The organism is Halapricum sp. CBA1109 (assembly GCF_009741825.1).
Lineage (GTDB): Archaea > Halobacteriota > Halobacteria > Halobacteriales > Haloarculaceae > Halapricum.
This window is the reverse complement of sequence record NZ_WPCA01000033.1, coordinates 1-22,587: the sequence shown is the minus strand read 5'-3', so window position 1 is coordinate 22,587 and position 22,587 is coordinate 1. Positions and strand designations below refer to the sequence as shown.

Here is a 22,587-nt window from a genome sequence, read left to right as displayed (position 1 = left end):
GCGCCGGCGGACTGGCCCTCTCGGGCGGTCGAGTCGGGCGCGTTCCCCGACCGCGAAACCTACTACGACAGCCTCCACGAGGCGACGACGGCCGCCGTCCGCCAGCAAGTCCGCGAACGCGAACGGGCCGACGACCAGCAACTGGTCCACGCGGTCCGGTCGATGGACGACGCCCGCCGGACGGCGAACGAACTCGCCGAACGCGTTACGGAGTGGGGACAGAGCCGCTTCGGCGACGACGGCAGCGGTATCGAGTACGCTCGCCGGGTCGCCGACCGCGACCCCGAGGACCCGACCGAGGCCGAACTGGTCGGTCTCGCCGAGACGGTGGTGGCGATGGACGACCGGGCCGACTCCCTGCGGGCGACCATCGAGGAGACGACGCCCGCCGTCGCGCCGAACCTCGCCGCGATGGCGGGGCCGGTGCTGGCCGCACGCCTGATATCGTTGTCGGGTGGGCTGGAGCCGCTGGCGAAATCGACCAGCGGGACCGTCCAGTTGCTCGGCGCGGAGTCGGCGCTGTTCGCCCACCTTCAGGGGAACGCGCCTTCGCCCAAACACGGCGTCATCTACACCCACGAGTACGTCCGCGGGACCCACCCCGACGAGCGCGGGTCCGCCGCCCGGGCGCTCGCGGGGAAGTTGACCATCGCCGCGCGGGTCGACCACTACAGCGGCGAGCGCCGGCCGGAACTGCAGGCCGAACTGGACGACCGCATCGAGCGCATCCGCTCGCGGAGGGAGGAATGACGCTCCCCGAGGGCGTCCAGCGCCGGGCCTTCGACGGCGAGGAGTCACTCGCAACCCGTGGGTCGCCGGTGTACGGCGAACCCGTGGCCGACGGGTGGCGGCGCTGGGACCCCCACCGCTCGAAGGTCGGCGCAATGTTGGAGTCTGGGATGGACCACGGCCTCGCCGGCGGGGAGACGGTGCTGTATCTCGGTGCCGCAAGCGGGACGACCGTCAGTCACGTCGCGGACTTCGCGGGCCCGACCTACGCCGTGGAGTTCGCCCCGCGGCCGGCCGGTGACCTCGTCGACGCCGCGGCCGACCGACCGCGGCTGTTCCCCCTGCTGAAAGACGCCCGCAAGCCCGAGACGTACGCCCACGTCGTCGAACCGGTCGACGTGCTGATACAGGACGTGGCGACCCGCGGGCAGGCCCGCGTGGCCATCGCCAACGCGCAGTTCCTCGATTCGGACGGACGACTCTTGCTGGCGATAAAGGCCCGCAGCGAGGACGTGACGGCCGACCCCGAGGCAGTCTTCGAGTCGGTCATCGAGACGCTATCGGAGTGCTACGAGGTACTCGACCGTCGACCGCTGACCCCGTATCACGACGACCACCTCGGCGTCGTGGCGAGACCCCGGTGACGGCAAAACCGAACCCGGAACCCAGTTTTAAGTGTCGTGTCGTCGACTGTACGCTATGCGACGACGACGATTCCTCAAGACAGGTGGTACGGCGGGGTTCGTCGGCACGCTGGCGCTGGCGGGGTGTCAGGGGAACGGCGACGGCACGGACGATGAGGCCGACGACGGCACCACGGACACCGGTGGCGGCACCGGCGACGGGTCCGGCGGCGGAACGACGGCCCCCTACGCGAAGTGGGTGTACGAATCGGCGTACGAGGGTGCCGAGGACCCCGGGATCAGCGCCATCTCGCTGCGGTATCAGGTTCTCTCTCAGTCGTCGAGCGACGACGGCGACGGCGGCGAGTCGGAGACGCCCGAGGATCCGCTGATCGGGGTCACGGCCTCGTATCTCATCGGGGCCGCGCTGGCAGTCGGGTTCGGCGTCGGCGCGGCACCGATCGGCGACGCGGCCGAGGAGGGCGGGCCGACGGAGATAGCGACCGTCGCGAGCGGCGGGACGATTCTCGAAGGGGCGTACGACCCCGACGCCATCGGGACCGCAATCGAGGAGGCCGACGGCTCGACGGTCGGCACCGACGGCGACTACACGCTGTACGAGACCACCGGCTTTTCGGCCCAGACGCTCGCCGTCTCCGAGGACGCTATCATCAGCGCCAGCGAGGGCAACTCCGTCTCGGACCCCCAGACCCGCGTCGGGGAGATAATCGACACCCAGACCGGCGATGTCACGCCCTACGTCGAACAGGACGACGACTTCGCCGCACTGGCGAGCGCCCTGCCCGAACGGGACCTTATGGCGGTCCAGTATCTCCCGGACGGCAACGTCTTCGAGGTCGAGGACTCGGGCGGGGACTCCGAGGGGGACTCGGAGTTCGCCGGCCCGTCCGATCTGGGGCTGTCCGGGACGGCACGCGGCATCGCGCTGAGTACGAGCATCGACAGCGAGGCCCAGTCGCTGACGACGTCGATGGCGATCAAGTACGCCAGCGCCGACGAGGCCGACGACCGGGCCACGGTCGAGAGCGCTCTCGGTACCGAGGCGACCGACCGGTCGGTCACCGTCGACGGCGACACGATCCTCGTCGAGGGGACATACGACGAGTCGGTCTCCCGGAGCTAACTCACACAAACAGAACGCTTTAGCCCGGGGGCGTCGAAACCGCGGTACTGATGGACACGGGATCGGCTACGTCGCCGTTCTCCCGACTCGGGACACTCGGGATCGAAGAGGAGTTCTACGTCGTCGACGAGGACGGCCGGCCGACCGCCGGGACGGACGAACTGGTCTACGGGTCCGACCCGCCGGCCGCGCTGGAGGGGAAACTCGACCACGAACTGTTCAAGTGCGTGATCGAGATCCAGACCGAGACACTGTCGGGCATCGACGAGGCCCGTGATGGACTGCTGACGGTCCGGAACGCACTGGTCGAACACGCCCGCGAACACGGCTTCGACATCGCCGGCGCGGGCCTGCATCCGCTGGCGAAGTGGCGGGAACTCGCCCACGCCGAGAAGCCCCGCTACCGCAAGCAACTCGACCGGATACAGTACCCCCAACACCGCAACACGACCGCCGGCGTCCACGTCCACGTCGGTGTCGACGACGGCGACAAGGCGATGTGGATATCCAACCAGTTGCGGTGGTACGTCCCGATTATGCTCGCGCTGTCGGCGAACTCGCCGTACTGGAACGGCCACGACACGGGATTGCAGTCGGCCCGCGCGAAGGTTTTCGAGAACCTCCCGAACACCGGCGTTCCGACGGCGTTCGACTCCATCGCGGAGTACCGCGCCTTCGAACAGCGGATGCTCGACACCGACTCGATCAGCGACCGCGGGGAACTGTGGTTCGACGTGCGCCCTCACACCGAGTACGGCACCGTCGAGATACGCGCGCCGGACGGCCAGGCCGACCCGGACCGGACGCTCGCGTTCGTCGAGTACGCCCACGCGCTGGTAATCGACCTCGCCGAGCGATACGAGGACGGCGAGAGGGGTCAGGACCTCCGCCGGGAACTGCTCGACGAGAACAAGTGGCGCGCCATCCGCCACGGCCACGATGCCGCGTTCATCACCCGCGACGGCGAGGACACCGTCGACCTCGGGACGGTCGTCGACCGGGAGTGTGACCGCCTCGGCGTCGACGGTATCGGTCGCATCTACGAAACCGGCAGCGGCGCGGCCCGCCAGCGCGAACTGAAAGCCGACGGCGACGACGCCCTCTGTGAGTCGCTGGTGCTCGGCGTCGAGTAGCCGCGGGGCTTTTACCCACGGCGCCCTTTTGTCCTCGTAGAAACGACGAATGTCACCGACAGACGACACCGACGACGGCGAGGAGATACCGGTCCAGACAGGCGGCGCGGACGACGCGGGGAACGCCGACGAACAGACCGACGGCGACGTACGGGCCCGCATCGAGGAGGGAACCGACAAGGCCGTCGAGCAGTTCGACGAGCGGTTGGTCGACCTGCTGGCGTGGTTGCTCGACACCGAGACCCGCGCCCGCATCTACGTCTACCTCCGGCAACACCCCCACAGCACGAGCGAGGAGATAGCCGACGGGACGGGGCTGTACCCCAGCACGGTCCGGGAGGCGCTGGCGGAGCTGCACGACGAGGAGACGCTGACACGGCGCAAACGGGATAGCGACGGCGCGGGGAACAACCCCTACGAGTACGCCGCCATCGCGCCGAGCGAACTGGTCAGCGGGGCCGTCGGTGAGGTCCAGTCTCAGCTCAACACGGTGTTCAACCTCGACTCGCACCTCTCGGCCGACGACGAGGAGGGGACCACCGACCCGGTGACCATCTCGGTCGAAGAGGCCGACGACGAGGAGTGATAGTGTTTCTTGTCGCTGTGTACCGGTGGGGCCGCCTGAAGTTGGGCGGCCGATACCGAAATGACCGACAAGAAACACTATGAGGATCCGAAGGGGATAAACACCGAGCCCGCGTGGAGGCGTGTATGAAGGTCGCGCTGGGCGGGACGTTCGATCCGATCCACGACGGCCACCGGGCGCTGTTCGACCGGGCCTTTCAGCTGGGCGACGTGACGGTCGGGCTCACCGGCGACTCGCTGGCTCCCCGCACCCGAAACGAGGACCGCTACGTCCGCTCGTACGCCGACCGCAAGCGTGACCTCGAATCGGAACTCGCCACCTACGCCGACCGCTACGACCGCGAGTTCGCGGTCCGGGAACTGACGGAACCGACCGGTATCGCCACGGAACCGGCCTTCGACGTGCTCGTCGTCTCGCCCGAAACCGAGACCGGCGGCCAGCGGATCAACGAGATCCGCCGCGAGAACGGCCACGATCCGCTCGAAATCGAAGTCGTCGACCACGTCTACGCCGACGACGGCGAGGTCATCTCCTCGACCCGCATCGTCAGCGGCGAGATAGACGAACACGGCAACCTGACGCCCGACCGGGACGCCGCGGCCGTGTCGAGGACGCCTGAGTCTCCGCCTCCGACTGCACTACCACTCCGGCGCGTCCAGCCCCGCCGATTCGAGGACGTCCTTCCAGCGCTTTTGGATCGTCAACCGAGAGACGCCCGTCGCGTCGGCGACGGCCGACTGCGAGCGTTGCTCGCCGGTCGTCAACGCCGCGACGTAGACGCTCGCGGCCATCACTGCCCGCTTGGACCGGTCCTCCTCGGGGACGTTCGTGAGAAAGAGGTCGACGGCCCGCGAGCGCGCCTCCGTGTCGAGGTCCAACCGCTCTGCGGCCTCGGCTATCGCGGCGGTCCACTCCTCGTTGTCCACGGCGTCGCTCGCCCGATACACGCCTGAGGGTTGGCCGCGGTTGTACAAAAAACTCCCCCGGAGCTATGTCGCTGGCTCCCCAACGGCGGGTATGAGCGACCACGACGGTCACGTCGAGGGTATCTGGGTCACCGACGAGGGGTCGGCACCGATGGAGCGACGCGAGCAGGTCCGAGTGGTCGAAGGCGGTATCGAGGGCGACCGCTACCAGCGCGGGACGGGCTACTACTCGGGGTTCGACGGCTGTGAAGTGACGCTCATCGCCGGCGAGGCAATCGACACCATCGAGGGACGGTTCGGCATCGACTGCAGCGACGGCCGCCACCGCCGGAACGTCGTCACGCGGGACGTGTCGCTTGCGACCCTGCTCGAACACCGGTTTCGCATCGGCGAGGCCGTCCTCGAGGGGACCCGCCCGCGGCCGCCGTGTTTCCACCTCGCGGACGTCGGCGAGGACGCCGACCTGCCTGAAGCGCTGGGCGACGACCGCGGCGGCATCTGTGCGTCGGTCGTCGACCCCGGACCGATTTCGGTCGGCGATCCGATCACCGTGCTGGACTCGACGGGCGTCGACGCCGACGCCATCGCCGCCTCGATCCGCGATAGATACGAGTAGGCGGCGCCTACCGGGCTAAACAGTCGCGGCCCTATATGAGTCCTCTCGGGGTTCGACTAGACGTGATGCAACAGATCACCAGCGCGTGTCCGGCCTGTGACGGGACCGGGCGCACGGACGGACAGACCTGCCAGACCTGCTACGGCGCGGGTGAGGAACCGGCCGAGCGGGACAACCAGAAACCGCTGTACATCTCCTGATCAGCGGCCGACCGACAGCGGCCACAACGCGTCGAGGGTCCACTCTACGGGGCCGCGGTCGAACGGCCACGTCCCGCAGTCGCTGCGCGTCTGGAGGCCGTCGGTCAGGTACTCGAAGTGGATCTGTTTCTTCGAGAAGTGGTAGTTACAGATCGGTGGCTGTTGTTTCTCCCAGTAGATGGTCTCCGTCTCGGGGACGCCGCTCGGTCGCTCGGGGATGTCGTCGTAGATGTCGTCCTGTTCGTAGCTGTCCTCGATAGCGTCCTTGACCGGCGTTACCGGTCCGAACGACCACGCCAGCGAGAGGACGACGGCGGCGGCGACGACACCGCCGACCAGTCGGCGGCGCTCGGGACTGTCGAGGCTGGCGACGAACGCGCCGATACCGACGGCGAGGAATGCGTACAGCAGCATCGCGTCGATGGCCCCGCCCATCTCGAAGCGGAACCCAAGCAGGTAGAGGCCGGCACCGAGCAGCACCCACCAGTACCGCCGGTCGCGCTGGACGGCCGCGACGAGACCGAAGAGACCGAGCGGGATCACCGCCAGCCCGTAGCCCAGTTCGACGACTATCTCGTAGAGCCGTCCGACCATCGTGTAGCGGTCGACGCCGTACATCGGGACGACGACTGCCTCCAGATAGAGGGGAATCCCGTTGCCGGTGAGGACGAACGGCGCGACAGTGAGGACGGCGACGACGAGGCCGCCACCGACCGCCCGGGCCGCGCTCCCCCGACCGCCTCGGACCGCGGCCATCGCCACGACGACGCCGGCCGCCGGCAGGCCCAACTGCCAAAAGCCCGCCGCGGCGGCCGCGAGCGCCCCGGCCCAGCCGTAGCGTTCGTCCACCGCGAGGACGAGGCTCCCGGCCACGCAGGCGAACGCGAAGTACTTCGGCCGGAGGCCGGCGTAGGGGTACATGTACAGCGTCGGGATGGTGAACATCGCCCCCGCGGCGACGAGGCTGGCCCACCCGTCGCCGGTCAGCCGATGGGTGAGTAGCCCGACGAGGGCGACGCCGGCGCTGACGACGAGGACGGCCGTCGCGATGCTCAGCAGGTGGAGGACGACCATATTCCCGCCGGAGGCAGCGCCAGCAGCGTCGTCACGCCGTAGATAAGCGGCGGCTTGATGTCCCAGATGTCGGTGTAGGGCATCGCGCCCTGCGTGATGTACCACCCGGCGTGCTGGAACAGCGCCGAGTCCATACTGATGAACAACGGCTCCTTGGCGAACTTGTAGGCCGTTCCGAGGCAGACGACGAAGAGAGCGCCGCCGAGGAGCCACAGTCGCCAGTCCTCGGCGAGGCTGGTCCGTAGTTGCTCGCGTGTCCGGGGGGCCCGCATTCACGGCCCGCTATCCGCCCGACGCCAATAGGTGTTGCCAACCTGTCGTATGGCGGGCCTGGCTCGTGAGTTTTATACCGGGCGATGGGGTAGAGTCGGGCGAGCGCGGGTTGCCGAGCCAGGCCAAAGGCGCAGCGCTTAGGACGCTGTCCCGTAGGGGTCCGCCGGTTCGAATCCGGTCCCGCGCACTGACTGAGTTTTCGAGCGAAGCGAGAAAACGAAGGAGAGAGCAGGACCGGTTCGAACCCCGGGAGACGAGCGGTAGCGAGTCTCCAGACGGTTCGAATCCGGTCCCGCGTATGCCATCTCCGAACGAACGTGAGGAGTGGCATCGTCGGCGGATTCGCGGCCCAGAGAACGAACGAAGTGACGTTCTCGCGGTTCGAATCCGGTCCCGCGCAATTTCGCGCTCGACCGGACGGGAGAGCCGTGAAAATCGTCGAACGGATTCGCGGCCCAGAGAACGAGCGAAGCGACGTTCGCGCGGTTCGAATCCGGTCCCGCACACGCAACTTCACTCCGTCCGCCAGTGTTTGTGCGCTTCAGCGACTATCAGTACTGTCGGTGCGATCAGGAGTATGCGAATCCACGTTTCTACCGCAATCGGCTCGACCCCGAGCAGAAATTGCGTTGGGGCAACGTGGATAGCGATCAGATGGACACCAGTGCCGTGAGCGTCCCGCCAAGGAGTATCGGATTGGAGAATGGGCTCTTCTCGACCACGGAACGCGATTCGGAGCGACACGTGCCGAGAAACAGCGCCATCGAAACGACCATCGTCGTGAGGGCAGCTGTCTGAGCGTATCCGAGCGTCACTCCGTTCGTGAACTCGTACCAGAAGACGGCGAGCGCAAGGACTGCGAGCCAGATGCCGACTGCAACGGTTCGCTCGAGCAGCCGGCGCGAAAGCAACCCCGCGTCAGGTCGATGGGGTGGCCGTTCGTACTGTTCTCGCTCGCCGGGTTCGAACGCCAACGCGACGTCCTGGATGCCGTTATTGACGACGTTCAACCACAGCGCCTGTGCAGGCACGAGCAGCAGCGGAAAGAGCCCCGCCTCGTCGCGCGGTAGCACGCCCACGATGGCAAAAAAGAACGCTGCGAGGATCGCCAAGACAAGCGCAATGCCAGTTGAAAGGAGGAACATCGTCGCCTTCCGGATGTTCGAGAAGACGGTGCGTCCCTCTTCGACTGCTGCATAGATGGTTGCGAAGTTATCGTCGGTGAGGATCATCTCGCTGGCCTCCTTTGCGACGTCCGTGCCGGTGATCCCCATCGCCGCACCGATGTGCGCTGCTTTCAACGCCGGTGCGTCGTTGACCCCATCTCCAGTGACGGCCACGATTTCACCGTCAGCCTGTAGTACCGTGACGATCCGGTGTTTCTGCGCCGGGCTGATGCGGGCGAAGACGGCTGTCTCTCTGAGGCGTTCGGTCAGTTCCTCGTCGGAGAGTTCGGCCACTTCTTGCCCCGTCAGTACCCCCTCGGATTCGATCCCGACCTGTTTCGAGATGGCTCTCGCAGTCGAAGCGTGGTCGCCGGTGACCATCTTGACCTGTATTCCGGCACGGTCGCACGCAGCGATTGCCTCGGGCACGCCCGAACGTGGGGGGTCAATCATACCAGCGAATCCGAGAAAGGTCAACCCACCGGGGTCCTCTGTACCAGTCAGATCCCCGCCACCTCGGGCCATCCCGATGACGCGAAGGCCATCGCCTGCGAGTTCGTCGGCTTTGGTGAGCACTTCTTCGGAGTCGAGTGGTTCTCGCCCAGTCGAAGTCAAACTCGTGTCACACATTTCGACGACGCGCTCGGGGGCACCTTTGACGTACGTAACGGCGCTATCGTCCACCAGATGTGCGGATGCGGTGTAGCGGCGGTCGGACTCGAACGGCAGATGACCGACCTGCGGATAGGCTTGGGTCAGTTCACGCTGGTCGTGGCCTGCTTTTTTCCCGGCGACGAGTAACGCCGTTTCCGTGGGATCGCCTACCCCCTCGAGTGTACCGTCGTCCGATTCGTCGAGCGATGCTTCGCTTGCCAGTACTCCGGCAATCAACGTCTCGTCCAACGGCGACCCCGTCTCGATCGAAATCCCGCCGTCGGTCTGAGAAAATGCCCCGACTCCCGAGTTCCCGTCGCCAGTCACGTCGACGAACCCGTCGGCGGTCCACAGCTGCTGGACAGTCATTCGATTCTCGGTGAGGGTTCCGGTCTTGTCCGAGACGATGACACTGCAGGAACCGAGTGTCTCGACGGCAGGGAGCCGTCGGATGATGGCGTTTCGTCCGGCCATCCGGCGGATACTGACTGCAAGCGCTACTGTCATAACCACCGGTAACCCCTCGGGGATCGCGGAGACCGCTGTGGCGACTGCGAGCAGGAAAATATCCGCGATCGGAATCGCTTGCCAGAGCCCGATAGCGAATAGAACGACCGAAATTGCAAGGATGGCGACGGTAATACGGTTTCCAAACCGATGTATTCGCGTCTGGAGCGGCGTCGCAGCGCGTTCCGTCTCCCGAACCTGCCCGGCGATAGTTCCAATCTGGCTATCTTCACCGGTTGCGACCACGACACCGACACCCCGACCCGAGGCAACGGATGTCCCCATATAGGCCATATTTCGTCGATCAACGACTGTGTGTTCCGGTGCGACGGGATCCGTCGAACGGGACACGGGAACCGATTCTCCGGTCAGGATCGCAGTGTTCAGTTGTAGCTCCGTGGTTCTGACCAACCGGAGGTCTGCCGGGACGATATCACCAGACTCCAGTAGGACGATGTCACCGGGAGCCAGATCCGTACTGTCTATTCTGCTCACGTCTCCGTCCCTGCGGACCCGTGCCTTTGGCGTGACGAGCGACGCCAGCGCCGCCATCGCGTTTTCCGCCCGGTATTCCTGAACGAATCCGATGACCGCATTTATGCCGAGAATGATGGCGATAACGATTGCATCGACGTAGTGGTCGATAGCAATCGTGATAACGAAAGCAACGAGCAGAATGTAGATGAGCGGGCTCTTGAACTGATGCAGGAAGATCCAGACTGGACTGATTACGTCGCTCTCCCTGATGGTGTTCGGTCCGTATTTGTCGAGACGACGATTTGCTTCGTCACTGCTCAGCCCACTCTGACTCGACTCTAGTGCGTCGAATGTCTCGTCCACGGTGGACCCGTGCCATACCCTCTCATCCATTCTACGGCAACAATCGAAACGGACCGGCAAAACTCTGTGGTGGAACGGCACTCGCCGAAGAATTTTCAGGGTACAGACGAACCGAGTGGTATGTCGTCGACGACAGTCGTCGCGGGGGTCGGACCGGGGCTCGGATCCGCCGTGGCCCGCCGGTTCGGGACCGCCGGGGACGCCGTCGCACTGTTCGCTCGGTCGACGGAGTACATCACCGATGTCGCCGAGGAGATACAGGAGACCACACCGGGGACGGCCCTCCCGGTCCGAACGGACCTCTCCGACCCGGAGTCGGTCGGGGAGGGGTTCGAAGCCGTGCGCGAGGAACTCTCTCCCGTCGACCGGTTGGTGCTCACGAGCGGCTCCCCTCCCGCGGAGGGGGGTGTTCTCGACGTAGCGCCCGACACGTTCCACGATGTGCTGGACACGCGAGTACGTGGCACTTTCCGGTGCGTTCGGGAGGCGGTCGGCGATATGGTCGACGACGACGGTGGGACAGTCGTCGTCACTAGTTCGGGCACGTCGCGGCATCCATCGGAGAACGTGGCCTACGCGACGGCCCGGCACGGCACCCGCGGACTCGTCCGGTCGCTCGCTTCGGATCCGCGACTCGGGGCCGCCGACGTGCAGGCGGTCCACCTGATCGTCGACGGGTGGATCGACAAGCCGAGCCTCCAGGAGACCTACCCGGACCACGACCGATGGATGGACCCCGACCACATCGCCGAGACGATCCATCGGATCGCGACGAGCCCGGAGACGGTCCACACGGGAGAGATGGACCTGCGACACCCGAGAGACGAGCCGTCGTTCTGATCTCGTCCGCGCGTCGCCGTTCGAGCCACCCGCACCCAGCGGGTAGTGTGTGCGAGCACCCACCAGACACGGCTGCGGACTCGATGCGACCGTCGAAACACAATTATCAGATGTATGTAAATAGATGTTTAATCGTCCCACCGCTTTCGTACGCTATGCCCGGTGTCGACGAGGAGACCGCCGAGTTCATCCTGTCTGTCAGAAACTCCAGTTCACATCGAGACGTTCTCGAACGCCTCGACAGTGGCCCCGCCACCCCCGACGAACTAGACCAACTGCCCGTCGAGAACGCTCGGAGCGTGCTGGAAGAGCTACTCGAACACGATGTCGTGTCGGCGACGGACTCCGAGTTCGAGCTGACCGACTTCGGTGGCCGGGTGCTGGAGTACGCGACGAAGGATTGGAACCCGTCGAACGAGGGGACCAAACGCGCCCGGACCTTCGACATCCTCGCCGACTGCGAGTGGCACTGTTCCTCGTGTGAACTGCCCAGCTCACAGCCGGCGAAGGACATCCAGATGCTCCGAAAGGAGGGGTTCGAGTTCGTCCAGAACACCGGGCAGGGACAGGGTGATTTCCTCGAGTGTGAGAACTGCGAGGACACCACGTTCCACCGGAAGATGAAGTATCCCTTCCCCACGAGCAAACCCATCACGCGCCAGAACATGCCCAACTCGTTCAAACAGCGGGTGCGTGACCTCTATGACCACCGCGACGCGTTCGACGGGTCCTCGCCCAGCACGACGCTGGAAGTCGACCACCGCGTTCCGGAAGTCCGGTGGGAGCAATCCGAGGACTTCGACTACGAGTCGATGTCAGACGACGACATCGAAGAGCACTTCCAGATACTGTCGCGAAAGCACAACCTCCTGAAAAGCCGCAAGTGCGAACAGTGCGTCGAGACCGGGAAACGACCGCAGTTTATGCAGATCGATTTCTACTACGAAGGCGACGAGAACTACGACGACCAGACCGGCTGTGAGGGCTGTGGGTGGTACAACCCCCACGAGTGGCGCGACGCCCTGCAAGCCCAACTGGAGTAGCGAGCGCGCACCCTTCTCCCGACTATTTAAATAGCCTTGGCGTCCAACCACCCGTAGATACCGCAAATGCCGGACACCGACTCTCCCCCCGAGCAACCGACCGTGTTGGACCTCTTCTGTGGCGGCGGCGGTCTCTCCGAGGGCTTTCTTCAGGCCGGATACGACGTCATCGCCGGTGTCGACGTGAGCGAGGACTTCCTCGAAACCTACGACCGGAACCACGACGACGCCGTCGCGATCAACGCCGACCTCTCCGAGATACCCCCCGAGGAGTTCTTCGAGACGTATCCGATAGACCCAGATGACATCGACGTGGTCATCGGGGGCCCGCCGTGCAAGGGGTTCAGTATCGCTGGCCACCGCGACCCCGAGGACGAACGGAACTATCTGGTGGGGAGTTTCATCGACTACGTCGAGTACGTCCAACCGGACGCGTTCGTGATGGAGAACGTGCCGGGAATCAAGTCGATGGAAGGGGGGGACACGCTCCGGTCGATTCTGGCGGGGTTCGAGCAGGCCGGGTACGAACAGACGAGCTACGAGACGCTGAACGCGGCCGACTACGGTGTTCCGCAGGAGCGCCGGCGGGTCATATTCATCGGCCGCCGCGACGGCGAGACGCCGACGTATCCCGAGCGGACCCACAGCCCCGCCCAGCAGTCCACGCTGACGGGTGCCCAACTCCAATCGTACGTCACCGTCGAGCAGGCGCTGTTGGACACGGAAGTCGAGGGGCTCCCCAACCACGAGAAGACCGACCACTCCGAGGATATGGTCGAGCGCATCTCGGAGGTGCCGGAGGGCGAGAGCCTCTACGAGAGTTACGGGGACAGTTGGCGCAGACTGGAGCGTGACGAGCCGGCGATAACGATCAAGGAGAACCACAATGCGCCGTTCATCCACCCCGAGGCGGACCGCGTCGGCACCGTCCGGGAGTGTGCGATACTCCAGTCGTTCCCCGACGACTACGTCTTCGAGGGACCAAAGAGCACGCAACTGAAGGTCGTCGGGAACGCGGTTCCGCCGGGGCTGTCCAACGCCATCGCGGAGGCGCTGTCGGCCGACATAGCGGAGATGCGACAGCAACAGACCGTCTAGCTGTCCCCCCCGGCACCCACCGTGCCCACCACCAGAGCCAATACGGTTCTCTCCGAACTGCCAGTCGTCGTGGCAGAACAGTTGTTGATCATCGTCACGGGTATCCTGTTGCTCGGGGTCGCGGGGCAACTGCTGGCGGGGCGGCTCCGGGTCCCGAGTGTCATCTTCTACCTCGCGGCGGGACTGGTTCTGGGCGAGGCGGGGTTCGACATCGTGACGCTGGCTACCTTCGGCGACGGGTTGACGACTATCGTCGGTATCAGTGTGGCCATCATCGTCTTCGACGGGGCGTTCGCGCTGCAGTTCGACCGCATCCGGTCGGCGTCGACGACGTCGCTGCGGTTGGTGACCGTCGGCGCGGCGGTGATGCTCGTCGGGACGGCGGCGACGGTCCACTTCCTGATGGACACCGGGTGGGGTATCGCGTTCCTGATCGGGGCGCTGTTAGTGGCCACGGGACCGACGGTGATCACGCCCATCGTGAAGGTGGTCCACCTCCGGGAGCACGTCTCGGCGGCGCTGGAGACGGAGGGTATCGTCAACGACGTGACAGCAGCCATCGCGGCCGTCGTCATCTTCGAGACGATACTGCTGTTCGAGGCGGGCGGGCCGGCGACGCTTTTGGCGTTCGTCGAGCGACTCGTCGTCGGCGTCGGGGTCGGACTGCTCGTCGCCGCCGGGGCCTACTACCTCCTCCGGGAGGAGCTGTTCCCGGGCGACGGGCCGCGTGCGGCGCGATTTCTGGTGGTACTCGCGGCGATCAGTTCCTACGGCATCGCCGATCTGGTCTCGACGGAGGCGGGCGTCGCCGCGGCGGCGACGGCGGGCATCGCGCTCGGGAACGTCCCGCTGCCCCACCGCGAGACCATCGAGCGATTCACCGAGGACGTGACGCTGTTGTTGCTCGCGTTCGTGTTCGTCTCGCTGGCGGCGCTGGTTGATGTGGGTGCGGTGCTGGCGCTCGGCGTCGAGGGCATCGTGTTGCTCGCCGTCGTGACGCTGGTCCTGCGACCGCTCGTGGCATTCGTCTCGACGGCGGGCGTCGAGCAGTTCACACGGCCCGAGCGGCTGTTTCTGGCGGCGGTCGGGCCGCGTGGGATCATCCCGGCGAGTCTGGCGACGCTGTTCGCCATCGACCTCGCGGCCGAGGGGAACGCCGCCGGCGCGCAGACGCTCGTCGGAGCGGTGTTTCTGGTCTCTTCGTGACCGGGGCGATAGAGGGCGGGTTCGCGCGACAGATTGGCGACGTACTTGGAGTGACACCGATGCGCACGATAATCGTCGGCGGGGGCCGGGTCGGCCGGTCGCTCGCCCAACAACTGGAGCAACGGGACGAGTTCGTCGTCATCGTCGACGACGACGAGGAACAGTGTCGGCTGGCAAAAGAGATGGGATTTCGGGTGTTCGAGGGCGACGGAACCGAAGCCCGAGTCCTCGAACGGGCCGGTATCGACGAGGCCAAGCGGGTCGTCGCGGCCACGCAAAGCGACGACGTCAACCTGCTCGTCTGTCAGACGGCGATCACGAAGTTCGACCTCACGGACGTCTTCGCTCGGGTCAACGACCCGGAGAACGTCGACGCCTTCGAGGCCCTTTCGATCACGACCGTCGACAGCCCGCAGGCGACCGCCTACGCGCTGGACAACGAGATAGAGCGCCCGGCACTGGCCCACTGGATGAACGACCTCGGCGACGGCCACGATATCATCGAGGTGACGGTCACGGCCGAGGGCGTCGTCGACCGGCCGATACGCGACCTCAACGACGAGATTCCGGGCGGGTGTATCATCGCCGAGGTCGGCCGCGGCGCGGACGCCCACGTCCCCGACGCCGACGAGACGCTGTCGCTCGGTGACCACGTCACGTTCCTCGGTGACGCCGACGCCGTCGGGCACGCCGTCCAGCGGTTCCACCCCCACGACTGACGGATCGACCCGTCGACCACTCGCTATGGCGGCCGTAGCGACCGCGAAGCCACAACGTTCTCTGGAATAGTGTGAAAACAAAAAGAGATAAGCCGTCGAATAGAGATACACTATCCGATGGAGTTCAGTATCGAAGAGCGGCCGAGTTACGCGATGGTTGACGTGACGCTCGGGGAGGGTGAACAGATAGAGACCAAGCCCGGGGTGATGATGACTCGGGACGACAGCGTCACCGTCGAGTCCAGCGTCGGCGGCGACGGCGGTATCGGGAGCACGGTCAAGCGGGCGGTCAGTGACGAACAGACGCTGGTCGACAACACCTACACTGCCACCCGCGAGGGCGGGTCGGTGACGCTCGTCCCGGAGCACCCGGGCGACGTCATCGCGGTCAGTATGGGCGACCGCCAGTCGATGAAGGTCCAGTCGGGGTCGCTCATCGCGTGGGAACCGCTGGTCGAGCGCTCGACGGAGATGAACAATTTCTCGAATATGTTCTCCTCGGGCGAGTTGACCGTCCTCGGACTGTCGGGGCAGGGGGTCGCGTTCCTCTCGGCGTTCGGGTCGATGGTCGAACGGGAGGTCACCAGCGAGGATCCGCTGGTGGTCGACGAGGACCATCTGGTCGCGTGGGACCCGTCGCTGTCGCTGAGTCGCAAGAGCGACGGCGGCCTCAAATCGAGCATCCTCGGCGGCGAGGGCCGCGTGACGGAGTTCCGCGGCGACGGCCACGTCTGGCTACAGACGCGCAACCCGATGCTGTTCTCGACGGGGACCGCCCACGAGGACGACGAGACCAGCGGCGGCGTCGGCGTCGACGACTTCATCTGACCGTCGCCGACCCCGGCACGTCCTGCCGTAGCCCGTCACCTGTTTAGTCGCCCGTCTCCTACTCGGTGGTAGTGAACGAGGACATCACGGAGACGCTCGGCTCGCCGCTCGTGAAACTCGAGTCTCCGCCGGGCGTCACAGTCGCGGCGAAGGTCGAGTCGTTCAACCCCGGCGGGTCGGCTAAAGACCGCCCGGCGAAGTATATGATCGAGGCCGCCGAGGACGCCGGCGAACTGCAACCGGGCGACCGCATCGTCGAACCGACCAGCGGCAACACCGGCATCGGCCTGTCGATGGTCGCGGCGGCGAAAGGCTACGACATCACCATCGTGATGAGCGAGGACAAGTCCGTCGAGCGCCGCCAGATTATGACAGCTTACGGCGCGGACCTGCACCTCATCGAGGGCGATATGACCGACGCCCGCGAGGTGGCCGACCGCCTCGAAGACGAGGAGGGGATGGTCCAGATGCGCCAGTTCGAGAACGAGGCCAACCCTCGGGCCCACTACGAGACGACCGGGCCGGAGATCCTCGAACAGGTCGGCGACCGGACGATAGACGCCTTCGTCGCCGGCGTCGGCACCGGCGGGACCTTCAGCGGGACCGCCCGCCGCCTGAAGGAGGCGTTCCCCGAGATGACCGCTGTTGCCGTCGAACCCGAGGACAACGCCGTCCTCTCGACGGGTGAGTCCGGCACCGATAGTTTTCAGGGGATGGGACCAGGCTTCGTCAGCGAGAACTTAGACCGGAGTCTCATCGACGAGATACGGACTATCGATATCGAGGCCGCCGAAGACGAGTGCCGGCGACTCGCCCGCGAGGAGGGTATCCTCGTCGGGCAGTCCTCGGGCGCGATGGGCGTGGTCGCCCGCGAGGTGGGCGAGCGAATCGCCGACCCCGACGACGACGGCGACGACCCGCCGCTGGTCGTGACGGCCTTCTGGGACAGCGGCGAGCGGTACATGTCGACCGGGCTGTTCGACTAGCCCTCGAACTCCGATTTCGTCACCCGGACGGTCAGCGTCTCCGCCACGTCCTGCAGGTCGTACTCGGGGAGGTCCGGCCCCGTCCGGGTGACGTACATCGGTTCGACGAGCGCCGGCGGGCGGTCCTGTGTGGGGGATTCGTCACCGTTCTCGTCTCCATCGCCGTCCTCGTCTCCGTCGCCGCTTTCCTCGGCACCGTCGCCGTCTCCCTCCGCGGACGCGTCACCGCTCTCCTGTTGCTCGACGCCGTACAGTTTCAGGAAGCGGCCGCTGTTCTCGGGCGCTATCTCGTCGTCGCGGATGGCCGCGGCCAACTCCCGGGAGAGCCACTCGCTCTCGGAGACGGAGGGCTCGAAGACCATCGTGTCGGCGGCGAAACGGACCAGATACCAGTCGAGGTCGTTCAGCAGGGCGACGGCCGCGCCGAGGCTGACCGTCTCGACGGCGATGCTGTTCCGATAGGGCTCTCGGAGGTCGTAGGTGGCGAGAGCGTTGCGGGCGGTTTCCCGGGAGAGCAACTCGTATTCGAGGTTCACGTCGTCGGTCCCGAGCATACAGACCCGCGTCATAGCTCGACCGACGGCGGGCGACGGGAAAGCGATTTGGGATTAGAACGTCGAGAGTTCGCCCTCGATGACGCGTTCGGTGATGTCGGTGATATTCGCGAGTTCCTCGTCGACGGTCGCCTCGATGTCGTCCTCGATGTCCGCGACGGTGACGCCCTCCTCGGTGGCGACGGTCGCCTCGGCGACGTGGGGGTTGTCGATAGGCTGTCCGATCTGACTGAGCAGGCGGATCTGTAGCTGCTGGATCCCCTCGACCTGTTCGACGACCGACTGGGCTATCTCCGTCGAGAGGAGGTTGTATATCTTGCCGATGTGGTTGACGGGGTTTTTCCCGGAGGTGGCTTCCATACTCATCGGGCGGTTCGGGGTGATGAGGCCGTTCGCGCGGTTGCCCCGGCCGACGGAGCCGTCGTCGCCCTGTTCGGCGGAGGTGCCGGTCGTCGTGAGGTAGATTGCGCCCTCGTCGTAGTCGTCGGCGGTGTTGACGTGGACCTCGACCGAGCGGTCGGTGTACTCGGTGGCGATGTCGGCGACGTACTCCCGGACGCCCTCGACCATCTCGCGGTAGTCGGCCATCGAGTCGACGTAGGCGTCGACGGCCGCGACGGCGACGGTCACGTCGATGTGGTCGCCCTCGCGTTTGCCCATCACCTTGATGTCTTGGCCGACGGCGGGGTTGTCGTCGCTGTACTCGCCGTTGAGCCGTCGCTCGGTGTTGTATACGATGCGCTCGGTCTCGCTGAGGGGCGCGTGGCCGACGCCGTAGGAGGTGTCGTTGGCCATCGGCACCGCTTCTTCGTCGCCGAACACTTCTTGTAGGTCGCCGCTGCCCTCGCCCAGTCGCACGTCGACGATCACGTCGGTCCCCACGTCCAACTGCGGGAAGGTCGAATCGAGGTACTCGCGGGCGGCCTCCAGCGCGATTGTGTCGGCCGGGATGCGCGTCCCCTCGTACTCCTTGGTCGCGCGGCCGACGATGAGGAGGTATATCGGTTCTTGAACCTCGCCGCCGCCGAAGGCCGGCGCGGCGTTGCCGGCGACGAGTTGGGTTTCGTCGGTGTTGTAGTGGAGGACGGTCCCGACGCGGTCGAGATACGCCCGCGCCAGCGCCTCGGAGACGTGTTCCGCGACGCCGTCACAGATGGAGTCGGGGTGGCCGATACCCTTCCGCTCGACTATCTCGACGTCCTGCTGTTCGACCGGTCGACCCTCCGTGGGTTCGACGCGGATGTTCCGTTCGGTCATTATCCAGCGATTGGCCGGCGACGGGTCTATAACTTACGGAAACCTTTGGCGACAATCTAATTACTCCTGTGTATCTACGGCGAGAGCCATCCCGAGATACGACCGGTTGGTGCGTTCGCTCGGGTCACAGCCGAGGCGCTCCAAAAGGTCGATGGCCTCGTCCCGGGCGGCCGCGACCTCGCCCTCGGTCTCGACGTCGGTCTCGACTTCGAGAAACTGCCCGACGCTCTCGACGTCGTCTAGCGTGACGACGAAGCCGTCGAGGGCGTAGCGCTGGCGGTCCTTCCGGACGGTCGCCGCCGGGGAGAACCCCAGCGACTCGACGATGTCGACGGCTGTGTCGCCGTCGTCGACGCCCGTCTCGAACTCCTCGCGGGTCTTGGAGTCGGCTTCGACTAGCGGTCCCTTGTAGGTCATCCGGGTCGTCGTCCCGTCGTCCGTCCGTTCCTCCCGGAGTCTGAACGCCTCGTCGGTCTCGGCGAAATCCCGGTGTGGAGCGTCGTAGTAGGTGTCGATTTGGACGACGCCGCCCAGCGAATCGGCCCCGAGTTCGGCGAGTCGGTCCCGGACCCGTCCGTGGTCGGCCGCGACCTTGAGTTCGACCTCGTACATAGCCGGACAGTCGGACGGGGGCAGGATAAGCCGACCGCTCCCGTGGGCTCTCAGCGGAGGTCCGAGGGGTCAAGGTCGCCTCTTGCGACGGCCCGCAACTCCGCTTCCGAGAGCATCTCGACGACGAAATCGGGCATCTCCTCTGGCAAGTCTCCCGGGATAGACACGTCCTCGGCCGCGGCCGACTCGTTCTTCGCTGCGGCGGGTACTGTCCCACCGTCGGTCTTGGTTTCGGTGTCCGACAACCGCGAGACCGACTGTTCGACCTCGCTGACCATCGCGGCCTGTTCCTCGTTTGCGGCCGCGAGTTCCTCGACCTCCTCGGCGACGCGGTCGGCCTGCCCGACTACCTCGTCGACCATCGAGGCTATCTCCTCGGCCGCGGCGGCCTGGTCGTCGGTGGCGCTGGCCACTTCGGTGATTCCGTCGGCCGTCTCCTCGACGGCCTCGACGATGTCCGTCAGGTTCTCCATCGCGTCCCTGACGCTCTCGACGCCGCGGTCGACCTGTTCGGCCGTCTCGGTCAGGCTCTCGACGGTCTCTTCGGTGTCGGTCTGGATGTCCGCGACCATCTGCTCGATGTCGCTCGCGTGTTCCTGGGACTCCCCGGCCAAGGACTTGATCTCGTCGGCGACGACGGCAAAGCCCTCTCCGGCCTCGCGGCCCGCGCGGCCTCGATGGAGGCGTTCAGTGCCAGCATATTGGTCTGGTCGGCGATGTCGTTGATGGCGTCGACGAACTCGTCTATCTCCTGGACCCGGTCTTGGAGGACGGAGACGTCCGCTCGGGCACCGTCGACGGCCGATCCGATATCGTCCATCACGTCCGCGGCGTCATCGGCGGCGACCTGCCCGTCCTCGGCGAGTGTCTCGGCCCGGTCGCTGGCTCGCTCGACCTGATCGGCCGTCGACGCCACCTCCTCCACCGTCGCCGAGAGGTTCGACACCTCCGAGGCTATCTCGTCGATGCGACCTGACTGTTCCTCGGCCGCGTCGCTGATAGTCGTCGCGCTCTCCGCGACGCTCTCGGCCGTCTCGTGGAGGTCCGCTATCGGTTGTTGGACCTCCGCCTCGACGGCGTCCATCAACCGCTCGTTCTCGTCGACGGTCGCCGCCAGTCGCTGGCTGTAGGAGTGAATGTAGGTGTCGGCGACGACCTGCATATCGAGGCTGATTATCCGCAGTATCGCCAGCAGGTCCGCGACGGTGTCGTCAACCTCCTCGTCGATCACCTGTTCGACGTCGTCCACCGACACCCCCTCCGTACCGTTGGTCAACCGTTCGGTCATCGACTCCTTCAGTCGGTCCCCGACGAGCGGAAGAATCAGGTCGTAGTAGACGCCGTACTGCCCGATATACTGCTTCATCGGCATCTCCAGCATATCGTGGAGTTTGCCGATTCGGGCCCGGTCCCGGAAGTAGTCCTCGCCGTACTCACCCTCGGCGAGCGTCACGAGATAGGCCGACTGGGTGCGCTTGAGTTGCTCGACGCTCTTGGGCGACCGCCCGATGACCTCGACGGTCTGCTCGTAGTCGGTGAGGTTCTCGTAGAAGTCCTCGGCCACCTCGTCGGCGTGGTCTCTGAACACCGGTTCGTACCGCTTGAGCCGCCGGACGTCCTCGTCGTCGAACCCGACGAACTCTTTCCGCCACTCGATCTCTTCGGCGTCCAGACCGATTTCCTCGACCAGCGAGTCCGCGTCCAACTGATCGTTCATCCCCCCTCTCCCGAAGTCCTCGCTGCCGTATTCTCCAGAACCTGACATAAAGCACTGTACACAGCGTGTTTGGATAAATGTTCACTACCACCTTTTCGTTTCGATAATCGGGAACCGGAACTAACACTCCCGCGAGTCGTGGGGCGGTGTGCGTCGTAGCGTCGTGTTTCTCGAGCACCAACCGGGAAACGTTGTCCTTAAGAGTACAACGACGGACAGAGAAACTATGAGTAACGATTCCGAGGCCGAGGAGACAGAGGCGGCCGACGAGGCCGATGAGGAGACAGGGTTCCAGCAGGGCGACTTCGTCAAACTCGCCTACACCGCGCGCACCGTCGACGGCGACCAGCTCGTCGACACGACCGACCCCGAGGTCGCCGAGGAGGAAGGCGTCGGCGAGGACCAGGAGTTCTCCCCGCGCACCGTCGTCCTCGGTCAGGGTCACCTGTTCCAGGCCGTCGAGGACGACATCGTCGGGAAGGAGGCCGGCGACGAGGGGACCGTGACCGTCCCCGCGGCCGAGGCCTTCGGCGAGTACGACGAGGAGGAGGTCCGGACCGTCAGCGCCGACAAGATCCCCGAGGACGACCGCTACCCCGGCGCCCACGTCGATGTCGATGGCGAGCACGGCCACGTCGAGACGATCATCGGCGGCCGCGCCCGCGTTGACTTCAACCACCCGCTGGCCGGCGAGGACGTCGAGTACGACTACGAGATCCTCGACGAGGTCGAGGACCGCGTCGAGCAGGCCCAGGGCATCGTCCAGATGATGCTCGATATGGAGCTCGAGATGTGGTTCGAGACCGAGACCGTCGAGGAAGACCAGCTCGTCGAGCCCGACGAGGACGACGAGGACGCCGAACCCGAGACCGAGACCGTCGAAGTCGAGAAAGACACCCTCTATATCGAGGCGACGCCCCAGCTGACGATGAACCAGCAGTGGATGATGGGCAAACAGCAGATCGCCCAGCAGCTCACCCAGCTGCTCGATATCGACCGCATCATCGTTCAGGAAGAGCTGGGCGGCGGCGGTATGGGGATGCCCGGTATGATGGGCGGTATGGGCGGCGGCGACGTCGACCTCGAGGAGGCCGTCGAGGACATGGACCTCGAAGACGAGGACATCGACGCCGACGAGATCGTCGAAGAGATCGAAAACGCCGAGGAATAAGCACCCACTTTTTGTGCTTTCGGGTCTCGCACTCGCGCCGTTCGGCGCGAGGCGGACCGCTCAAGCACAAAAACTTGGGGAAAAA

Annotated in this window: 20 protein-coding genes, 1 tRNA gene and 3 pseudogenes; 16 read left to right on the top strand and 8 right to left on the bottom strand. The window is 65.6% G+C overall.

Annotated features, from left to right (window positions below; translation table 11 throughout):
- From GJ629_RS05655 to GJ629_RS05630, 6 genes and pseudogenes are all read left to right on the top strand, one after another.
- A partial coding sequence (locus GJ629_RS05655; RefSeq protein ID WP_157512131.1) for an NOP5/NOP56 family protein occupies nucleotides 1-750 on the top strand: 750 nt, incomplete at its 5' end.
- On the top strand, nucleotides 747-1,373 hold the full coding sequence (locus GJ629_RS05650) for a fibrillarin-like rRNA/tRNA 2'-O-methyltransferase (protein ID WP_157512130.1): 627 nt from the start codon (nucleotides 747-749) through the stop codon (nucleotides 1,371-1,373). The genes GJ629_RS05655 and GJ629_RS05650, both read left to right, overlap by 4 nt.
- Nucleotides 1,374-1,428: 55 nt before the next feature.
- A complete protein-coding gene (locus tag GJ629_RS05645) occupies nucleotides 1,429-2,496 on the top strand; it encodes a hypothetical protein (protein ID WP_157512129.1) in 1,068 nt (355 codons plus the stop codon).
- Between the two features lie 50 nt (nucleotides 2,497-2,546).
- Nucleotides 2,547-3,629 carry a glutamate--cysteine ligase gene (locus GJ629_RS05640; RefSeq protein WP_157512128.1) on the top strand — a complete coding sequence of 361 codons (1,083 nt, stop codon included), beginning with the start codon at nucleotides 2,547-2,549 and terminating at the stop codon, nucleotides 3,627-3,629.
- A gap of 49 nt (nucleotides 3,630-3,678) precedes the next feature.
- The gene (locus GJ629_RS05635; RefSeq protein WP_157512127.1) at nucleotides 3,679-4,215 is read left to right on the top strand and encodes a winged helix-turn-helix domain-containing protein; all 537 of its coding nucleotides are present in this window, start codon (nucleotides 3,679-3,681) and stop codon (nucleotides 4,213-4,215) included.
- A 125-nt stretch (nucleotides 4,216-4,340) separates the two neighbouring features.
- A pseudogene (locus tag GJ629_RS05630) lies at nucleotides 4,341-4,826 on the top strand (phosphopantetheine adenylyltransferase); the annotation flags it as partial.
- Nucleotides 4,827-4,853: 27 nt separating this feature from the next.
- Here the strand turns inward: GJ629_RS05630 and GJ629_RS05625 are convergent.
- Nucleotides 4,854-5,162: a transcription initiation factor IIB family protein gene (locus tag GJ629_RS05625; protein WP_370515800.1), complete on the bottom strand. Its 309-nt coding sequence runs from the start codon at nucleotides 5,160-5,162 to the stop codon at nucleotides 4,854-4,856.
- Nucleotides 5,163-5,232: 70 nt separating this feature from the next.
- Between GJ629_RS05625 and GJ629_RS05620 the strand changes: the two genes are divergently transcribed.
- On the top strand, nucleotides 5,233-5,757 hold the full coding sequence (locus tag GJ629_RS05620; protein ID WP_157512126.1) for an MOSC domain-containing protein: 525 nt from the start codon (nucleotides 5,233-5,235) through the stop codon (nucleotides 5,755-5,757).
- Between the two features lie 65 nt (nucleotides 5,758-5,822).
- Nucleotides 5,823-5,957, top strand: coding sequence for a hypothetical protein (locus tag GJ629_RS17530; protein WP_255475213.1), 135 nt, complete (start codon nucleotides 5,823-5,825; stop codon nucleotides 5,955-5,957).
- Here the strand turns inward: GJ629_RS17530 and GJ629_RS05615 are convergent, their stop codons facing one another.
- A complete protein-coding gene (locus tag GJ629_RS05615) occupies nucleotides 5,958-7,031 on the bottom strand; it encodes a DolP-mannose mannosyltransferase (RefSeq protein ID WP_157512125.1) in 1,074 nt (357 codons plus the stop codon).
- Complete coding sequence (locus GJ629_RS05610) at nucleotides 7,010-7,303, bottom strand: hypothetical protein (protein WP_157512124.1); 294 nt, start codon at nucleotides 7,301-7,303, stop codon at nucleotides 7,010-7,012. Before GJ629_RS05610 ends, GJ629_RS05615 begins: the two co-directional genes overlap by 22 nt.
- Before the next feature lie 103 nt (nucleotides 7,304-7,406).
- On the opposite strand from GJ629_RS05610, the gene GJ629_RS05605 reads away from it, so the two are divergent.
- Nucleotides 7,407-7,491: transfer RNA gene (locus GJ629_RS05605), tRNA-Leu, on the top strand.
- A gap of 463 nt (nucleotides 7,492-7,954) precedes the next feature.
- On the opposite strand, the gene GJ629_RS05600 is transcribed toward GJ629_RS05605, so the two are convergent.
- Nucleotides 7,955-10,501, bottom strand: a complete 2,547-nt coding sequence (locus GJ629_RS05600; RefSeq protein WP_157512123.1) for an HAD-IC family P-type ATPase — start codon at nucleotides 10,499-10,501, stop codon at nucleotides 7,955-7,957.
- Nucleotides 10,502-10,591: 90 nt separating this feature from the next.
- Between GJ629_RS05600 and GJ629_RS05595 the strand changes: the two genes are divergently transcribed.
- The 6 genes and pseudogenes from GJ629_RS05595 (at nucleotide 10,592) to GJ629_RS05570 (ending at nucleotide 17,191) form a co-directional block, all read left to right on the top strand.
- Nucleotides 10,592-11,311 carry an SDR family NAD(P)-dependent oxidoreductase gene (locus GJ629_RS05595; protein ID WP_157512122.1) on the top strand — a complete coding sequence of 240 codons (720 nt, stop codon included), beginning with the start codon at nucleotides 10,592-10,594 and terminating at the stop codon, nucleotides 11,309-11,311.
- A 155-nt stretch (nucleotides 11,312-11,466) separates the two neighbouring features.
- On the top strand, nucleotides 11,467-12,354 hold the full coding sequence (locus GJ629_RS05590; protein ID WP_197428452.1) for a hypothetical protein: 888 nt from the start codon (nucleotides 11,467-11,469) through the stop codon (nucleotides 12,352-12,354).
- A 66-nt stretch (nucleotides 12,355-12,420) separates the two neighbouring features.
- Complete coding sequence (locus GJ629_RS05585) at nucleotides 12,421-13,452, top strand: DNA cytosine methyltransferase (protein ID WP_157512120.1); 1,032 nt, start codon at nucleotides 12,421-12,423, stop codon at nucleotides 13,450-13,452.
- A 90-nt stretch (nucleotides 13,453-13,542) separates the two neighbouring features.
- A pseudogene (locus tag GJ629_RS05580) lies at nucleotides 13,543-15,377 on the top strand (cation:proton antiporter).
- A gap of 117 nt (nucleotides 15,378-15,494) precedes the next feature.
- Nucleotides 15,495-16,205 carry a TIGR00266 family protein gene (locus GJ629_RS05575; RefSeq protein WP_157512119.1) on the top strand — a complete coding sequence of 237 codons (711 nt, stop codon included), beginning with the start codon at nucleotides 15,495-15,497 and terminating at the stop codon, nucleotides 16,203-16,205.
- Between the two features lie 71 nt (nucleotides 16,206-16,276).
- Nucleotides 16,277-17,191, top strand: coding sequence for a PLP-dependent cysteine synthase family protein (locus tag GJ629_RS05570; RefSeq protein WP_370515799.1), 915 nt, complete (start codon nucleotides 16,277-16,279; stop codon nucleotides 17,189-17,191).
- On the opposite strand, the gene GJ629_RS05565 is transcribed toward GJ629_RS05570, so the two are convergent.
- From GJ629_RS05565 to GJ629_RS05550, 4 genes and pseudogenes are all read right to left on the bottom strand, one after another.
- Nucleotides 17,188-17,760 (bottom strand): DUF5804 family protein, encoded by a 573-nt coding sequence (locus GJ629_RS05565; RefSeq protein WP_157512118.1) that lies wholly within the window; start codon nucleotides 17,758-17,760, stop codon nucleotides 17,188-17,190. The two genes, GJ629_RS05570 and GJ629_RS05565, sit on opposite strands and share 4 nt — an antisense overlap.
- 39 nt (nucleotides 17,761-17,799) lie before the next feature.
- Entirely contained in the window at nucleotides 17,800-19,002 is a 1,203-nt protein-coding gene (locus tag GJ629_RS05560) for a methionine adenosyltransferase (RefSeq protein ID WP_157512117.1), read from the bottom strand.
- Between the two features lie 60 nt (nucleotides 19,003-19,062).
- Nucleotides 19,063-19,614, bottom strand: coding sequence for a class IV adenylate cyclase (cyaB, locus tag GJ629_RS05555; protein WP_157512116.1), 552 nt, complete (start codon nucleotides 19,612-19,614; stop codon nucleotides 19,063-19,065).
- 50 nt (nucleotides 19,615-19,664) lie between these two features.
- Nucleotides 19,665-21,331: pseudogene (locus tag GJ629_RS05550) on the bottom strand (globin-coupled sensor protein).
- Between the two features lie 226 nt (nucleotides 21,332-21,557).
- Here GJ629_RS05550 and GJ629_RS05545 point away from each other — a divergent pair.
- Complete coding sequence (locus GJ629_RS05545) at nucleotides 21,558-22,502, top strand: peptidylprolyl isomerase (RefSeq protein WP_157512115.1); 945 nt, start codon at nucleotides 21,558-21,560, stop codon at nucleotides 22,500-22,502.
- Nucleotides 22,503-22,587: the final 85 nt, after the last annotated feature.

Bases quoted from the DNA above. Each gene is read 5' to 3' on its own strand.
- GJ629_RS05650 (WP_157512130.1), top strand. From the start codon at position 747: ATGACGCTCCCCGAGGGCGTCCAGCGCCGGGCCTTCGACGGCGAGGAG.
- GJ629_RS05645 (WP_157512129.1), top strand. From the start codon at position 1,429: ATGCGACGACGACGATTCCTCAAGACAGGTGGTACGGCGGGGTTCGTC.
- GJ629_RS05640 (WP_157512128.1), top strand. From the start codon at position 2,547: ATGGACACGGGATCGGCTACGTCGCCGTTCTCCCGACTCGGGACACTC.
- GJ629_RS05635 (WP_157512127.1), top strand. From the start codon at position 3,679: ATGTCACCGACAGACGACACCGACGACGGCGAGGAGATACCGGTCCAG.
- GJ629_RS05620 (WP_157512126.1), top strand. From the start codon at position 5,233: ATGAGCGACCACGACGGTCACGTCGAGGGTATCTGGGTCACCGACGAG.
- GJ629_RS17530 (WP_255475213.1), top strand. From the start codon at position 5,823: ATGCAACAGATCACCAGCGCGTGTCCGGCCTGTGACGGGACCGGGCGC.
- GJ629_RS05615 (WP_157512125.1), bottom strand. From the start codon at position 7,031: ATGGTCGTCCTCCACCTGCTGAGCATCGCGACGGCCGTCCTCGTCGTC.
- GJ629_RS05610 (WP_157512124.1), bottom strand. From the start codon at position 7,303: ATGCGGGCCCCCCGGACACGCGAGCAACTACGGACCAGCCTCGCCGAG.
- GJ629_RS05600 (WP_157512123.1), bottom strand. From the start codon at position 10,501: ATGGATGAGAGGGTATGGCACGGGTCCACCGTGGACGAGACATTCGAC.
- GJ629_RS05595 (WP_157512122.1), top strand. From the start codon at position 10,592: ATGTCGTCGACGACAGTCGTCGCGGGGGTCGGACCGGGGCTCGGATCC.
- GJ629_RS05590 (WP_197428452.1), top strand. From the start codon at position 11,467: ATGCCCGGTGTCGACGAGGAGACCGCCGAGTTCATCCTGTCTGTCAGA.
- GJ629_RS05585 (WP_157512120.1), top strand. From the start codon at position 12,421: ATGCCGGACACCGACTCTCCCCCCGAGCAACCGACCGTGTTGGACCTC.
- GJ629_RS05575 (WP_157512119.1), top strand. From the start codon at position 15,495: ATGGAGTTCAGTATCGAAGAGCGGCCGAGTTACGCGATGGTTGACGTG.
- GJ629_RS05565 (WP_157512118.1), bottom strand. From the start codon at position 17,760: ATGACGCGGGTCTGTATGCTCGGGACCGACGACGTGAACCTCGAATAC.
- GJ629_RS05560 (WP_157512117.1), bottom strand. From the start codon at position 19,002: ATGACCGAACGGAACATCCGCGTCGAACCCACGGAGGGTCGACCGGTC.
- cyaB (WP_157512116.1), bottom strand. From the start codon at position 19,614: ATGTACGAGGTCGAACTCAAGGTCGCGGCCGACCACGGACGGGTCCGG.
- GJ629_RS05545 (WP_157512115.1), top strand. From the start codon at position 21,558: ATGAGTAACGATTCCGAGGCCGAGGAGACAGAGGCGGCCGACGAGGCC.